The organism is Streptosporangium sp. NPDC000563, assembly GCF_040299985.1.
GTDB lineage: Bacteria > Actinomycetota > Actinomycetes > Streptosporangiales > Streptosporangiaceae > Streptosporangium.
The window spans coordinates 1785493-1801258 of the sequence record NZ_JBEPDA010000001.1; the positions used below are offsets into that span (position 1 = coordinate 1785493).

10 protein-coding genes are annotated in these 15766 nt (G+C 68.9%); 9 read left to right on the forward strand and 1 reads right to left on the reverse strand.

The window, feature by feature from the left end; all coding sequences use genetic code 11:
* Nucleotides 1-82 precede the first annotated feature (82 nt).
* Nucleotides 83-1216, forward strand: coding sequence for an epoxide hydrolase family protein (locus ABT352_RS08405; RefSeq protein WP_350943498.1), 1134 nt, complete (start codon nucleotides 83-85; stop codon nucleotides 1214-1216).
* 130 nt (nucleotides 1217-1346) lie between these two features.
* Here ABT352_RS08405 and ABT352_RS08410 read toward each other — a convergent pair whose 3' ends face one another.
* On the reverse strand, nucleotides 1347-3404 hold the full coding sequence (locus ABT352_RS08410) for a beta-galactosidase (RefSeq protein WP_350943500.1): 2058 nt from the start codon (nucleotides 3402-3404) through the stop codon (nucleotides 1347-1349).
* A 205-nt stretch (nucleotides 3405-3609) separates the two neighbouring features.
* On the opposite strand from ABT352_RS08410, the gene ABT352_RS08415 reads away from it, so the two are divergent.
* The 8 genes from ABT352_RS08415 (at nucleotide 3610) to ABT352_RS08450 (ending at nucleotide 15633) form a co-directional block, all read left to right on the forward strand.
* Nucleotides 3610-5925 carry a TIM-barrel domain-containing protein gene (locus tag ABT352_RS08415; protein WP_350943502.1) on the forward strand — a complete coding sequence of 772 codons (2316 nt, stop codon included), beginning with the start codon at nucleotides 3610-3612 and terminating at the stop codon, nucleotides 5923-5925.
* A 10-nt stretch (nucleotides 5926-5935) separates the two neighbouring features.
* Nucleotides 5936-7240 (forward strand): ABC transporter substrate-binding protein, encoded by a 1305-nt coding sequence (locus ABT352_RS08420; RefSeq protein ID WP_350943503.1) that lies wholly within the window; start codon nucleotides 5936-5938, stop codon nucleotides 7238-7240.
* A 186-nt stretch (nucleotides 7241-7426) separates the two neighbouring features.
* Entirely contained in the window at nucleotides 7427-8305 is an 879-nt protein-coding gene (locus tag ABT352_RS08425) for a carbohydrate ABC transporter permease (RefSeq protein ID WP_350943504.1), read from the forward strand.
* Complete coding sequence (locus ABT352_RS08430) at nucleotides 8302-9117, forward strand: carbohydrate ABC transporter permease (RefSeq protein WP_350943505.1); 816 nt, start codon at nucleotides 8302-8304, stop codon at nucleotides 9115-9117. The genes ABT352_RS08425 and ABT352_RS08430 overlap by 4 nt, the downstream gene beginning before the upstream one ends.
* A gap of 126 nt (nucleotides 9118-9243) precedes the next feature.
* Nucleotides 9244-12246: a glycoside hydrolase family 3 protein gene (locus ABT352_RS08435; protein ID WP_350943507.1), complete on the forward strand. Its 3003-nt coding sequence runs from the start codon at nucleotides 9244-9246 to the stop codon at nucleotides 12244-12246.
* Nucleotides 12247-12521: 275 nt separating this feature from the next.
* Nucleotides 12522-13541, forward strand: coding sequence for a 5'-nucleotidase C-terminal domain-containing protein (locus ABT352_RS08440; RefSeq protein ID WP_350943508.1), 1020 nt, complete (start codon nucleotides 12522-12524; stop codon nucleotides 13539-13541).
* A gap of 644 nt (nucleotides 13542-14185) precedes the next feature.
* Nucleotides 14186-15052, forward strand: coding sequence for an aldo/keto reductase (locus tag ABT352_RS08445; RefSeq protein ID WP_350943509.1), 867 nt, complete (start codon nucleotides 14186-14188; stop codon nucleotides 15050-15052).
* A 125-nt stretch (nucleotides 15053-15177) separates the two neighbouring features.
* Nucleotides 15178-15633, forward strand: a complete 456-nt coding sequence (locus tag ABT352_RS08450) for an Hsp20/alpha crystallin family protein (protein WP_350943510.1) — start codon at nucleotides 15178-15180, stop codon at nucleotides 15631-15633.
* Nucleotides 15634-15766 lie beyond the last annotated feature (133 nt).

A 15766-nucleotide genomic window follows, 5' to 3' on the forward strand; every position in this document is an offset into this window, starting at 1 on the left:
TCTCGGTCAGGTCACCGCGACGTACCACCGGGCCTGCCCGGGGACGACGTGGCGGGACATCGCGTACCCACTGAGGAGAGTCATGAGCACCGAGGTCCGCCCCTTCCGCATCGATATCCCCCAGGCAGATCTGGACGAGCTGCGCGGCCGGCTGGCCCGGACCCGGTGGCCTCGGGAACTTCCCGGTGAGGGGTGGAGCCGGGGCGTCCCCGCCGGCTACCTCAAGGACCTGGCCGAATACTGGCGCGGCGAGTACGACTGGCGCGGGCACGAGGCACGGTTGAACGGGTTTCCGCAGTTCATGACCGAGATCGACGGTCAGGACATCCACTTCCTGCACGTGCGTTCCCCCGAGCCCGACGCCCTGCCGATCATCCTCACCCACGGTTGGCCGAACTCGTTCGTGGAGTTCACCGACCTCGTCGGCCCGCTCACCGACCCCCGCGCGCACGGCGGCGGCCCGTCCCAGGCGTTCCACGTCGTCGTGCCGTCGATACCCGGTTTCGGGTTCTCCTCGCCGCCGCACGAGAACGGCTGGAACGCCACTCGCGTCGCGCGGATCTGGGCGGGTCTGATGCGTCGCCTCGGATACGACCGCTACGGCACCCAGGGCGGGGACTTCGGCGCGTACGTCGCCCCGGAAGTCGCCAAGGTCGCCCCGGAGCACGTGGTCGGCGTCTATGTCATCAGCGGGCTCGGCTTCCCCACCGAAGACGACGTTCCCGAGATGACCGACGACGAGCGGGAGGCATATGCGCAGCTTCAGAAGCAGGACTGGATGAGCGGCGTGGATCATCATGGGTTGCTGCGCGCGGCGCCCCAGACCTTCGCCTACGGATGGCACGACTCGCCGGTCGCCGCGCTGGCCTGGATGACGCAGAAATTCAAGGAGTTCACCGTCGCCGCGAAATCGCCTGAGCAGGTGATCGATCGCGACCTGATCCTTACCAACGTCAGCCTCTACTGGCTCACCGGAACGTTGGGAACCTCTTCCTGGCCCTATTACGAGAGCACGGGCTTCGGCTGGCCGGAGGGGCAGACGGCGGCACCGACCGGTGTGTACAACGGACCGCCTGGAATCCGCCGGTTCGCCGAACGACGCAACGTCATCGTGCACTGGCCGGAAGACAATCCAGGCAGCCACCACTTCGTCGCCATGGAGCGGCCCGATCACGTCGCCGCCGACATCCGCGAGTTCTTCGGCAAGGTCCGCTGACCTTCCCGACGGACGTGCCTCTCACGTCCGGTGACGTGGACCCGACATGGTCCCTTCGGGGTCGGTGAAAGTCGCGATACGTCTTTCCGAGCAGAGGCCCTACGGTTCGGCATCGAGGTGGCCGCCGTTGTCATCCTCGCTCAACGTGTGGTCGTACGGCGAAACCGCCCGGGGACAGTCGCTCGCCGTCCACTTCGTGTTCCTCGTCGCCGTGGTTGACGGCGAAGAGCCAGTCGCCGCGTCGTACGAGTTCCACGGGGGCGGGGGAGAGGCCGAGCAGGCGGGCGTAGGCGTCGTCGGTCAGGCGGGTGGAGATGTAGAGGGCCGTTCCTGAGCCGTACGGGTGGCGGGTGATGGCGGGTTGGCCGGAGAGGGGGGTGTCGAGGGTGTGCGGGCCGGTGTAGACGGCCAGCGCCTCGGCGCCCTCCAGGTGGACATGTTCGCTCCAGAAGGTGCCGGTCTCCGGCCGGTCACCGGGGAACGTCGTTTCACCGGAAAACGTCGCCTCGTCGGTCGGGGGACGTGCGGGTGTTCCGGCCCGGGGGGAGGTGCTCCGGGGGGCGAGGACGTCAGGAGCTGACAGGGTGAGGGCGACGTCGGGGGGCAGGGGGTGGAACTCCTCGACGCGGATGCCGAGGAGGTCGCGGAGGGCGCCGGGGTAGCCGCCGAGGCGGACGCGGGCGTGTTCGTCGGCGATGCCGCTGAGGTAGGAGACCACGAGGGTGCCGCCGCCGGAGACGTAGCGGCGCAGGTTGTCGGCGTCGGCGTCGGAGATCAGGTAGAGGCTGGGGACGAGGACGAGCGGGTAGGCCGACAGGTCGGCGGAGGGGTGGACGAGGTCGGCGGTGACGCCGTGCCGGTAGAGGACCCGGTGGGCCTGGCGTACGGCCTCGGTGTAGTTCAGTTCGGTGGAGGGCAGTCCGGGTGCCTGGAGCGCCCAGTTCGCCTCGGCGTCCCAGAGGATCGCGGCCCCGGTCTCGACGGGAGCCGCGCAGGCGTCCTCCAGCGTGGGGAGCAGGGCGCCCAGGTCGCAGATCTCGCGGAAGATCCGCGAGTCGGGTCCGGTGTGCGGGACCATGCCGCCGTACCAGAGTTCGGCGCCGCCGCGGGAGGCCCGCCACTGGAAGAACATGGCTCCCCGTGAGCCGCGCGCGATGTGCGACAGGCTCAGCCTGGTGATCTCACCGGGGCGCTTGGCGCGCATCCGGGGGCCGGTGTAGGTGACCACCGCCTGCTCCATCAGCAGCCAGGGTTTCCCGGTGGCCGGGCAAGGTGCCGGGGCGTCGGTTGGGGCGTGCGCCGGGGACGCGGCCCAGCCGCGGGCCAGGTCGGCGGCGAAGGCGGTCTCGGCGGGCGGGTCGGTGGACGGGTAGTGGTCGATCGCCACCAGGTCGACCTCGGCCGCCCAGCGGCGGTGGTTCACCGGCACCCAGTCGCCGAGGACGAAGTTCGTGGTGATCGGGATGTCCGGGGTGAGCTCGCGCAGCACCGCCTTCTGCTCGCGGAAGTGGTCGAGCATCGCGTCGGAGACGAACCGGCGGAAGTCCAGGGCCTGGGAGGGGTTGGGCAGGTACTGGGTGGCTCGCGGGGTGGTGATCTGCTCCCAGGCGGAGTAGTGCTGGCTCCAGAACGACGTGGTCCAGGCGTCGTTCAGCGCCTCCAGGGTGCCGTGCCGCGCCCGCAGCCAGATCCTGAAGGCGTCGGCGGCGTGGTCGCAGTGGCAGGTGGTGCCGTACTCGTTGTGCACGTGCCACATGGCGAGCGCCGGGTGGTCGCGGTAGCGCTCGGCGAGCGTGCGGACGATCCCGGCGCAGGCGGCGCGGTAGGCGGGGGAGTGTACGCAGTAGGTGTCGCGGCTGCCGTGGGTGAGCCGGGTGCCGTCGTGGGTGACGGTGAGGGCGTCGGGGTGGGCGAGGCCGAACCAGGGGGGTGGCGAGGCGGTCGGGGTGGCGAGGTCGACCCGGATCCCGCCGTCGTGCAGCAGGTCGAGGACGCGGTCGAGCCAGCCGAGGTCGTGGACGCCGGGTGCGGGCTCCAGGCGCGCCCAGGAGAACACACCGACGCTGACCAGGTTCACCCCGGCCCGCCGCATCAGCTCGACGTCCTCCTTCCAGACGTCCTCCGGCCACTGCTCGGGGTTGTAGTCCCCGCCGTAACACAGCCCGCCGAGCCGTTCCGACCAGTCCACGGCTCCCCTTTGTTTGGATGGAAACTAAACTAATTATCCACGCGCGGCGGGCCGGGCTCAAGAGGGCGGCTCCGGCTTCCTTCGTCCGCGAACGACCTGTTCGAGGGGATGGGTCGGCGAAGTTCGGCAGGTCGAGGGCATTGACGTTTGTTGGTTTGGACGTAAAACTAACTCGGCAGATGCAGGCCCGAGCGCTGGAGTTCCCATGCCTTACCGTCCCCCGTTGGTCGCGCACGAGTACTTCGTCGCCGACCCGCCTGAGCTGCCCGTACGCTCGCACGGTGAGGGGGGCCTGTCGGCGTTGATCTCGGCTGAGCCGGTCGCCTCCGATGCGGCAGGGGTGATCCTGAAGGCCGTGACATCGGCCGAGGAGACGCTTTTGGTCCAGTTGAGCGTGGCGGGCGAGGGGGTGATCCGGGTCCGGCTCGGGCAGGACGCGGACGCGCGGACCCGGTCGGCCGCGGCGATCTCGATGGTCACGCCGGGCGAGTTCGCCGGGGCTCGGGTGGAGAGCCGCGAGGGGACGATCCTGCTGGACGCGGGCTCGCTGCGCGCGGAGATCACCCTGGCTCCCTGGCACCTGAGGTTCACCGACGCGAGCGGGGCGCCGCTGCTCGAGCAGGACCGGGGGCACACCGACATCAGCGGCCGGTTGCGCACGCTGCCGTTCGGCCGTTCCAGCTCGGGTGGCGCGGTGGTCGGCTATCACGAGAGCTTCGTGGCCCCCGCCGACGAGGCGTTCAGCGGGTTCGGCGAGTCGTTCACCCGGCTGGACAAGCGCGGCCAGCGGCCGGTGATGTGGAACTTCGACGCGTTCGGCGCCGAGTCGCAGCGGGCGTACAAGAACATCCCGTTCTACCTGTCCAGCAGGGGTTACGGCGTGCTGGTGGACAGCGGGACGCCGGTGGAGTTCGACGTGTGCCAGTCCACGCACAGCTGCGTGCAGATCGTGGTCCCGGACGACCTGATCGACTACTACGTGATCGCCGGGCCGACCCCGTCGGAGGTGCTGGAGCGGTTCGACCTGCTGACCTGCCGGCCGCTGCTCCCGCCGAAGTGGGCGTTCGGCACCTGGATCTCCTCGGGGTTCTTCGTCGACACCCAGGAGCGGGTGATGGCGCGGGCGCGGAGGATCCGCGAGCGCGGCATCCCGTGTGACGTGCTGCACCTGGACACGTACTGGCAGACCGACGGCCACTGGTCCGACCTGCGCTGGGACGCCGAGGGCTTCCCCGACCCCACCGGCATGCTGGCCGAGCTGAAGGAGATGGGGTTCAAGGTCTGCCTGTGGATGAACCCGTACATCTCCCACCTCAGCCCGATCTTCGCTGAAGCGGCCGAGAGCGGATATTTCCTGAAAAAGCCTGATGGTGAGGTCTACGTCGCCGACTGCTGGCACGGCTCCTACCCGGCCTGCGGCATCGTCGACTTCACCGACCCGGCCGCCACCGAGTGGTTCAAGGGACTGCTGCGCCCGCTGCTCGAACAGGGCGTCCAGGTCTTCAAGACCGACTTCGCCGAGGGCGTGCCGCACGACGCGGTCGCGGCCAACGGCATGTCCGGCACCGACCTGCACAACGTCTACACGCTTCTGTTCAACGACGCCGTCTCCGAGGTGACCAAGGAGGTCGCGGGGCACGGCATGGTCTGGGCGCGCTCGTCGTTCCTTGGCGGGCAGCGGCATTCGGCGCAGTGGAGCGGCGACACCTACACCAGCTACGCCGCGATGGGCAGCACGCTGCGCGGCGGGCTGGCGCACGGCCTGTCCGGCGTCCCGTTCTGGAGCCACGACGCGGGCGGGTTCACCGGCCGCCCCACCGACGACCTGTACGTCAGGTGGACCCAGTTCGGCGCGCTCTCCCCGCTGCTGCGCCTGCACGGCACCACCAGCAGGGAGCCGTGGGAGTTTCCCGAGGTCGAGGCGGAGGCGGTCGAGGCGCTGAGGCTGCGCTACCGGCTCATGCCGTACATCTACACGGCGGCCGTCGAGGCGGCCAGGACCGGGGCCCCGATGATGCGGGCGCTGTGCGTGGACTACCCGGACGACCCGGTGGCCTGGCAGGCGGACCTGCAGTATCTCCTCGGCCGCGACCTGCTGGTGGCGCCGATGACCTCGCCCGAGCAGGTGAGGAAGGTCTACCTGCCCGAGGGGGAGTGGGTGGACCACTGGACGGGCGAGATCCTGTCCGGCGGCCGGTACGTCACGGCCGCCACGCCGCTGGACCGCGTTCCGCTGTACGTCCGGCGCGGGGCCGTCGTCCCCGTTCTCACCGAGCAGGGCGGGACCGAGGCGGGCGGGACCGTCGGGGACGGGCCGTTCGGGGAGATCACCCTGGTCGGGTACGGAGTCGGAGCCGACAGCGGCGAGATCCGTACCGTCGTCTCCGACCTCGACGGGGACACCGTGATCACCGCGGTTCCCGAGGGGGAGGGCCTGCGGGTGACCGTCTCGGGGAGCGCGCGGATCGCGGGCGTCGAGTTGGTGGGGGCCGACATACCACTCGTCATCACCACCATCTAGGAGAAAGACCATGTTCAACCTGAAAGTCGGTGTCGCCGCGGTGGCGGCGCTCATGGCGCTCGCCGCCTGCGGCGGCACCGAACCCGCGGCGGACACCCCCGCCGCGGAGGGCCCCCGTGTCCTGAAGCTCTGGCACTACGAGGGCGCCGACAGCGCGATGGGCAAGGCGTGGGCCGAGGCCGTCAAGCAGTTCGAGGCCTCGCACCCCGGCGTGACGGTCAAGTTCGAGGAGAAGGCGTTCGAGCAGATCCGCCAGTCGGCGGGGATGATCCTGAACTCGGACGAGGCCCCCGACGTGATGGAGTACAACAAGGGCAACGCCACGGCCGGTCTGCTGTCGAAGCAGGGTCTGCTCACCGACCTCACCCCCGAGGTGACCAAGCGCGGCTGGGACAAGCTGCTCAGCCCTTCGATCCAGACGACCGCGAGATACGACGAGCGCGGTGTGATGGGCGGGGGCAAGTGGTACGGCGTCCCCAACTACGCCGAGTACGTGATGGTCTACTACAACAAGGACGCCTTCAAGAAGGCGGGCGTCGAGGTGCCCACCACCTTCGAGGAGTTCACCGCCGCGCTCGACACGTTCGTCAAGGCGGGGACCACCCCCATCGCGGTCGGCGGCGCCGAGTATCCCGCGCAGCAGATCTTCTACCAGCTCGCGCTGAGCAAGGCGCAGCGACCGTGGGTGGACGCCTTCCAGCTCTACAAGGGCAAGGTCGACTTCAAGGGACCCGAGTTCAAGTACGCGGCCGACACCTTCGCCGACTGGGTCAAGAAGGGCTACGTCGACAAGGACTCCGCCGCGATCAAGGCCGAGGACATGGGCACCTCCTTCATCGGCGGCAAGTATCCGATCCTGGTCTCCGGCAGCTGGTGGTACGGCCGCTTCGCCAGCGACGTCAAGGACTTCGAGTGGGGCTCGTTCCTGTGGCCGGGTAACACGATGAGCGCCGGATCCAGCGGCAACATCTGGGTCGTCCCCGAGAACGCCAAGAATAAGGATCTCGCCTACGACTTCATCGACATCACGATGAAGAAGGACATCCAGAACCTGCTCGGCAACTCCGGCGGCATCCCGGTCGCCGCCGACACGGACGCGATCACCGACGAGAAGAGCAAGGAGCTGATCGAGAACTTCAACAGGCTCTCGACCTCCGACGGGCTGGCCTTCTACCCCGACTGGCCGGCGCCGGGCTACTACGACGTGCTCGTCTCGGGCGTGCAGAACCTCATCAACGGCACCAAGACCCCCGACGCGGTCCTGGACGAGATCGCCGCTCCGTACGAGGAGAACCTCGCCGACATCGGCAACTGACGTCTCCCACGGCCCGCGCCGTGACGATCACGGTGTCACGGCGCGGGCCGCGCGTACCGAACACGCGGCCCGCGCACGGAGCAGTGCACGGAGCAGAGCGTGCGCGCAGATCACAGAACACGTGCGCGGGACACGCGCACGGAGCAGAGAAAGCCGTACGCACAGAACAGAGAAAGGAGACCTCCGATGCCGAGGTCTCGCGACCGCGGGTACTGGGTGTTCCTGCTGCCGAGCGCCGTGCTCTTCACCGCGGTCATCGTCGTGCCGTTCCTGATGAACGTCGGCATCGGCTTCACCCGCTGGCAGGGGATCGGCGACCCGAGGTGGATCGGGCTGGAGAACTACACCCGACTCCTCGCCGACGAGCGGTTCTGGTCCTCCTTCCGCAACAACGTCGCGCTCATCGTGGCGATGGCGATCGTCCCGACGCTCATCGGTCTCGTCCTGGCCGCCACGCTCTTCGACTACGTGGGCAAGAAGGTCGGCCCCCGCGCGGCGAGCGCGCTGCGGGCCGCGTACTACCTGCCGCAGGTGCTGCCGGTCGCGGTGGCCGGGATCGTCTGGGGCTGGATCATGCACCCGCGTTTCGGGGCGCTCAACGACCTGCTCGGGCTGCTGGGGATGGAGCCGAGGAACTGGCTCGGCGACCCGGCCTGGGCGCTGCCGAGCGTGATGGCGATCATGGTGTGGTTCCAGATCGGCTACCCGGTCGTCATCTTCATGGCGGGGCTGCAGCGGGTCGATCCCGCGCTGTACGAGGCCGCCGAGATGGACGGCGCCTCGTGGTGGCGGCGGTTCTGGCACATCACGATCCCGCAGATCCGGCCGGAGATCTACGTGGTCCTGCTCACCTGCACGATCGCCGCGCTCAAGGTCTTCGGACCGATCTTCGTGCTGACCAGGGGCGGTCCCGGCGGTGCCACGCTCGTGCCCTCCTACTTCAGCTACCAGAACTTCTTCGAGAAGGCCAACGTCGGGTACGGGGCGGCGATCGCCACCGTGCTCACCCTCGTGATCATCGCGGTGACGGTGTTCTTCCTGCGGGTTCAGGACAGGGAATCATGATCCGGAAATACTCGGTCCTGGTCTCGCTGGTCGTGCTGGCCGTCGCGATGCTGGTGCCGTTCGCCATCGTCACGCTCAACGCGGTGAAGTCCCCGGCCGACTACTCCTCGGGCGGGCCGCTGGGCCTGCCGAGCGAGCTGTATCTCGACGGGATCGTCGACTTCTGGAACCGGGTCGACTTCGGCGGCAAGCTGTGGAACAGCCTGCTGATCAGCGGCTCGGTCGCGGTGCTCGCCACGGTCCTTTCTGTGCTCAACGCCTACGCGCTCGGCATCGGCAGGGTGCGCGGGCGGGTGTGGATCCTGGTCGTCTTCCTGGTGGCGAACACGCTGCCGCAGGAGGCGCTGGTCTACCCGCTGTACTACCTGGCCAAGCAGGTCGGACTGTACGACACCAGGCTCGGTGTGATCATCATCTTCACGGTGATCCAGAGCGCCTTCGGGACGTACCTGCTCGCCTCGGTGCTCGGCCGCTTCCCGCGCGAGATCCTGGAGGCGGCGGCCCTGGACGGCGCGGGCAAATGGCGGGCCCTGTGGCAGGTCGTCGTGCCGATCAGCAGGCCGACGCTGAGCGTGCTGCTCATCTTCTTCTTCATCTGGACCTGGAACGAGTTCTTCCTGCCTCTCGTCTTCCTCATCTCCAACGAGAACCAGACCGTCCCGGTCGCGCTCGGGGTGTTGCAGGGGGACAAGATGATGGACGCCACGATGTCCAGCGCCTCGGCGCTGCTCGGCATCCTGCCCGCGGTCGCCTTCTTCCTCATCTTCCAGCGGACCCTCACCCGCGGCGTGACCGTGGGCGCCGTCAAATGACCGCATCTCATCTCACGCTCGATCACATGACCACACCGTGTCTGCCGTTCGACGTCGTACGCCGCTCGGGGGCGGACGGCGTCCCGACAGCGGTGTTTCTTCGACTCCCCCTGACCTGGAGGCGAAATGTCGTTATCCACCACGTCCGTTGCGGCGGTCGCCGTGACGGCCCTCACCCTGGGGTTGTGCGCGGTCCCCGCCCATGCGGTCCCCGCTCGCGTGCCCCACGAGACGACCCCCGCCCACGAGTCGCACGAGCGATCGGCCCGCGCCCCCACCCGCACGGTTCCCGAACATCCCTTCCGCGACCCCTCACTCCCGCTGAACCGGCGCGTCGACGACCTGCTCGGCCGCCTCACCACGGCGGAGAAGGTCTCCTGGCTCCACCAGTACCAGCCCGCGGTGGAGCGGCTCGGCATCGGGCTGTTCAAGACCGGCACCGAGGCGCTGCACGGCGTCGCCTGGTCCACCGACGTCGACAACGCCGGGAACGTCGTGACGGCGGAGGGAACCGTGTTCCCGCAGGCCGTCGGCCTGGCCAGCACGTGGAACCCCGACCTGGTCAAGAAGGTCGGCACTGCCGTCGGTGAGGAGGCGAGAGGCTACCACGCGGAGAATTCCCGTCTGTGGGGCCTGCAGTTGTGGACGCCGGTGGTCAACCCGCTCCGTGACCCACGCTGGGGCCGCAACGAGGAGGGCTACTCCGAGGACCCGCTGCTCACCGGCGCGATCTCCACCGCGTACGGCTCGGGTATCCAGGGCGACGACCCCGACCACTTACGGGCGGCCCCGGTACTCAAGCACTTCCTCGGCAACAACAACGAGGTCCGTCGCGACACGACCTCCTCCAGCCTGCGCCCTCGCGTCCTGAACGAGTACGAGTACCCGGCGTTCAAAACGGCGTTGGAGGCGGGCGCGGCCACCGGCGTGATGACCGCGTACAACCTGGTCAACGGGCGGCCCGCCACGGTGACCGACCTGAACTCCACCGTCAGGGCCTGGACGGACCGGCCGCTGTTCAACGTCTCCGACGCAGGGGGGCCCAACAACCTCACCGGCTCCCAGGGCTACTTCGCCACCAAGGCCGAAGGCGCCGCAGCCATGCTCAAGGCGGGCGTCGAGAGCTTCACGGTGGACAACACCGACGGCGCCCCGACGGTGGCCGCGGTGAACGAGGCGCTGGCGCAGGGGCTGCTCACCCAGGCCGACCTCGACACCGCCGTCCGCCGCATTCTCGTTCTCCGGTTCAGACTCGGCGAGTTCGACCCGGACGGCGGCCCGTACGGAAAGATCACCAAGGACGTGGTCGACAGTACCGCGCACCGCGAGCTGGCCAGGCGGACCGCGGGCGAGGCGGCGGTGCTGCTGAAGAACTCGGGGAAGACCCTGCCGCTGCGTCCCTCGCAGAAGGTCGCGGTGGTCGGCCCGCTGGCCGACACCCTCTACACCGACTGGTACTCGGGCAGGCTTCCGTACCGGGTCACCCCGCTCGACGGGATCGGGGAGCGGGCCGCCACGGTCACGTCCGAGGGCGTCGACAGGATCGCGCTCAAGTCCGGCGGCAGGTACCTCACCGCGGGTACGGGGGCGGGCGCGGACCTGAGGCTCTCGGGGATCTCGGCGGGTGCGACCGAGCAGTTCGACGTCTTCGACTGGGGCGAGGGGATCGTCACCCTGCGCAGCGTCGCCAACGGAAAGTACGTCAGCCGCGCCAACTGGTCCACCCTGGTCAACAATCAGGAGCAGCCCACCGGCTGGTTCGTGCAGGAGCAGTTCAAGCTGGAGGCGCAGGCCGACGGCACGACGCTGCTGCGCTACGCGGGCTACGAGACCGCCTACGACTGGTTCGGCCAGAACAAGTACGTCAAGGCGGCGGCCGACGGCACGCTCGGCCTCACCGTCGCGGAGGACGCCACCCGCTTCGAGAAGGAGATCGTGCGCAGCGGGACCGCGGAGGCGGTCGCGGCGGCGAGGAGCGCCGACGTGGCGGTGGTCGTCGTCGGCAGCATGCCGTTCATCAACGGCCGTGAGGACCACGACCGGACCGACCTCGGTCTCGCCGAGGGGCAGCAGGCGCTTGTGGAGGCGGTGCGCGCCGCCAACCCGAACACGGTCGTGATCCTGGAGAACAGCTACCCGACCACGATCGACCGGCTGCAGGAGAAGGTCCCGGCGATCCTGTGGACCACCCATGCCGGAGCCGAGACCGGCAACGCACTGGCCGACCTGTTGTACGGCGACGTCAACCCGGCAGGCCGCCTCACCCAGACCTGGCCCCGAGCCGGCACGCCGTTGCCGGACATCCTCGACTACGACATCGTCAAGACCGGCTCGACCTACCTGTACTCGAAGCGGAGGCCGCTCTACGCTTTCGGCCACGGGCTGAGCTACACCACCTTCGGCTACCAGGGCCTCAAGGCCGTTGCGAAGGGTGGCGGGCACGAGGTGAGCGTCAAGGTGACCAACACCGGCTCGCGCGCGGGTGACGAGGTCGTCCAGCTCTACACCCACCAGCACACCTCCCGGGTGGAGCAGCCGGTCAGGCAGCTGCGCGGCTTCCAGCGGGTGCGCCTGGCCCCCGGGGAGTCGAAGGTCGTGAGGTTCACGCTCAGGACCGCGGACCTGGCCCTGTGGGACGTGACCAGGGGCCGCTTCGCGGTGGAGCCGGCGACTCACGACGTCCTGGTCGGCTCGGCCTCGGACGCGATCCGGCAGCGCGTGACCATGCGGGTGGACGGCGAGCGCATCCCGGCCCGCGACCTCACCCGGACCGCCCGCGCCGCCGACTTCGACGACTACTCGGGCGTCGAACTGGTCGACGAGACCAAGGTCCGAGGCGACGCGGTCGGCGCCTCGGCGGGCGAATGGATCTCCTTCGAGGACGCCGACCTCCGCGCCGGGGTCACCGGCGTGCGGCTCGGGGTCGCGGCCACCGCCGCCTCCTCCGTCGAGATCCGCCTCGGCTCCCCGACCGGCAGGCTCGCCGGGACCGTGCGGGTGCCCGCCACCGGCGGGACCTACTCGTGGGCCACGGCCACCGCCCCCGTCTCGGCCGTACGGGGCGCTCAGGACGTCTACCTGGTCTTCCGCGGCGCCCTGCGGATCAAGGACGTGACCTTCACCCGCTGACCGCCCCCCTCACGCGGCCCGTCCCCTCCGCCGGGGGCGGGCCGTGCGGCGTATGTGGTGAACTTCCTGCCGCGCGAGGTGGAGAATTCTCGGACTTCGTTTTCCCAGCCCGTTTCATGGTCCATACACGATGGTTTTCTCCCGCCCGTCGGACGGGCGCTTCGCTCCTCTTATCGGTTTCACAGAATTGTCGGTCGGCCTGGTTAGCATCTGCTCGTCCAGAGGAACGGGATCGCCCCGTTATTCCTTGTCATGGCTCGGCGGATAGGAGTTCTGTGAAATTTTCCAGTAGGGTTGGGCGCCGGATCGGATGGCTGGCGGCCTTTGTCGCTCTGGCGTCCGGCGCCTTCGCCCCGGCAGCGCACGCCGCACCGAAACAGGCCGTTTCCGGTACGGCTTCCGCGGCGCCCGCGCAGGACGATCCGGTTCAGAACCCCGTGGGGAAGGTCACCATCCACTTCGAGCGGACCACCGCGTCGAAGTGCCCGGTGACCTTCAGGATCCACGGTTCCTTCGAGGGGCTCCCCGCCGGCGTGCAGATCATCCGGTACCGCGTCGTCGGCACCGAGAAGTGGCGGAGCTTCAAGGTTCCGCCCAACCACGGTGGCGCGTACACCACCGTCCTGCAGACGTTCGAATGGGACTGGGAGACGGAGGAGACGTCGGTCCAGATCGAGATCAAGCAGCCGGACGGTCTCGTGTCCAACGTCCTCCACTACTTCAAGTGCGGGTTGCCGGGCGAGGACGAGACGTTCGGCGAGACCACGGGGGATGTCGGGCTGACGGCCTCGGGCGGCCCACTGGCCGAACTCGTCGCCGACGCCTACGTGGACGCCGTCCAGGCTCTCTCCGGTGCGGAGGTCGCCCTGGTCAGCAGGTACGGCTTCTACGCGGGCCTGGACGCGGGCCCGGTCACCCGCGAGGAACTGTGGGGCACCCAGTCGGCCGGGCTCGCCGTGGACGTGCACGCGATGACCGGCGCGCAGCTCAAAAGTCTCCTGGCGTACCCGAACCCGCAGGGCTGGGTGCTCACTCCCTCGGCCGCGCTCCGCTACACGCTTGAGGGCGGAGCCGTCACCGAGATAACGCTGAACGGTGTTCCGGTGACCGACACCCAGGTTATCAAGATCGCGGCCAACTACATCCTGATGGGCGGCTGGCAGGGGTTCCCGCAGTGGACGGGGACCACCAGCGTTTATCACGGCGGTCCGGACGACACGGCGGCACTGGCGTCCTACCTCGTGAAGAACTCGCCGGTGAATCCGCCCGCGGGGGACCGCGTCACCATTCGATAAGTGCCGATGAATCGTCCCGGCGAACATAGTACCGGGTGACCGAGCCGGTCGCCGGACGGAATTCGTTCCGTCCGGCGACCGGCCATCGGCCGGAATATCGCCACGCATACAGGAAAAAGGCTTCACGCTGTCGGTATTCCTCTTGAAGCTCAGTGTATTGGAGGTAAAGGTGCCGCCGGCATGTCGAATACGGTGAAAAAGGATCCTCGGAGCCCGGATTTCCGAAGAGTTCGCGGCCGGGCGTGGGGTTGAAATAGACACCGTGGACCGGTCTTTCGTTCGCTCCACTCGGCCGGGGGCTTTCCGAGGGCCGACTACGCTTCCCCGCGCGCCGGTGAGGGGCGGCACCGCGTCACCCTCGGAGGCGGCGAAGACGCTTCCCCTGCGCGCCGTGGGGGTGGCTCCCGGCATGGCGAGGATGGGGTCCTCCGCGCGGGACGGCGTGATCGTGTTCGACGTGCTCGGCCCCGGCGAAGCGGAGCGATGGTCGCTCGGTCGTCGCGCGGTCCGGCCGTCCTCGCCTCGGGTCGCTTTGCGAGTGCGTGCCGGAAGGTTTACGGGCGACGGGAGGCGTAGGGGGAATCGGTCACTTCGTCGTCCTGTTGCGAATCATGAACGCCAGACCGAATTCGCAGGAGGACATCATGACGACCACGACGCGTCCCGCCGAGGCCTCCGGGCAGTTCACCATCGGGGGCGACCTCACCGTCAACCGCCTGGGCTACGGGTCGATGCAGCTCACCGGCGAGGGAGTGTGGGGAGACCCACGCGACCCCGACGAGGCCGTCCGGGTCCTGCGCAGGGCGGTCGAGCTCGGCGTGAACCTCATCGACACAGCCGACTCCTACGGCCCGTTCGTCGCCGAGCTGCTCATCAAGAAGGCGCTGCACCCCTACGCCGACGACCTGGTGATCGCGACCAAGGCGGGGTTCACCCGGCAGGGTCCCGGGCTCTGGACGCCGGTCGGCCGTCCCGAATACCTGCGCCAGCAGGTCGAGCTGAGCCTGCGCCACCTCGGCGTCGAGCGGATCGACCTGCTGCAGCTGCACCGCATCGACCCGGCCGTCCCCGTCGCCGACCAGGTCGGGGAGCTGGCGCTGATGCAGCGGGAGGGCAAGATCCGCCACATCGGCCTCAGCGAGGTGAGCGTCGAGGACGTCGAGGAGGCGGGGAAGTCCGCGACGATCGTCTCGGTGCAGAACCTCTACAACCTCGCGCACCGCGACGCCGAGCCCCTGCTGGAGTACTCGGAGGCGAACGGCATCGGCTTCATCCCCTGGTTCCCGCTCGCGACCGGCAGGCTGGCGGCGGAGGGCGGCCCGCTCGCCGCGGCGGCGAGGGAACACGGCGCAACCCCTTCGCAGCTCGCCTTAGCGTGGCTGCTGCGCCGTTCCCCGGTGATGCTGCCCATCCCCGGCACCTCGACGGTCGCCCACCTGGAGGACAACGTCGCCGCCGCGGCCGTCCGGTTGACCGACGAGGAGTTCAACGCTCTGACCAGGGGCGTCTGAGGAGACCTGAGAATTTTCCCGAGGATACTTGCGAACAGAAGAGCCGCTAACCTATAACTGAAGTAAGAGGTTTCCGAGAAGGCAGGCTTGAGGATACCTGCCAGTTCACACGGAGGTGGTTACCGATGCTGCTGACGTCGATCGACCCGTTCATCCAGGAGTTCGACCGCCAGTTCGACAGGCTCTCCCGCCAGGTCCTGGGGTCGGGTGATGGTGCCGCGCGCGTGGCCATGCCGCTCGACGGGGTCCGCCGCAAGGACGACGTCCTCCTGAAGTTCGACCTCCCGGGCATCGACCCCGACACCATCGAGGTGACCGTCGACCGCGGGGTGCTCTCGGTGAGCGCCGGCCGCGAGGAGGAGTACGGGGAGGAGGACCGCCTGTTCGTCCGCGAGCGCCCGATGGGCACCTTCACCCGCCGCGTCTACCTGTCCGAGCACCTCGACAGCGACAAGGTCGACGCCGCCTACTCCAACGGCGTCCTGGCGGTGCGCATCCCGGTCATCGAGCGGGCCAAGCCCCGCAAGGTCGCGATCCAGAAGGCCGAGAGCACGGCCGACCAGAAGTCGATCAAGGCGTGAGGTCCAGGGTCTGACCGCAGAACCTCCTCGGGGTGGGTGGCGGGTACCGCACCCCCCCCCCCCCGGTTGCCCCCCCGCACCGACCGGGGAGGGCAAGACCAACCCCCCCACCCCCCCACGGGCCCCCCGGGCC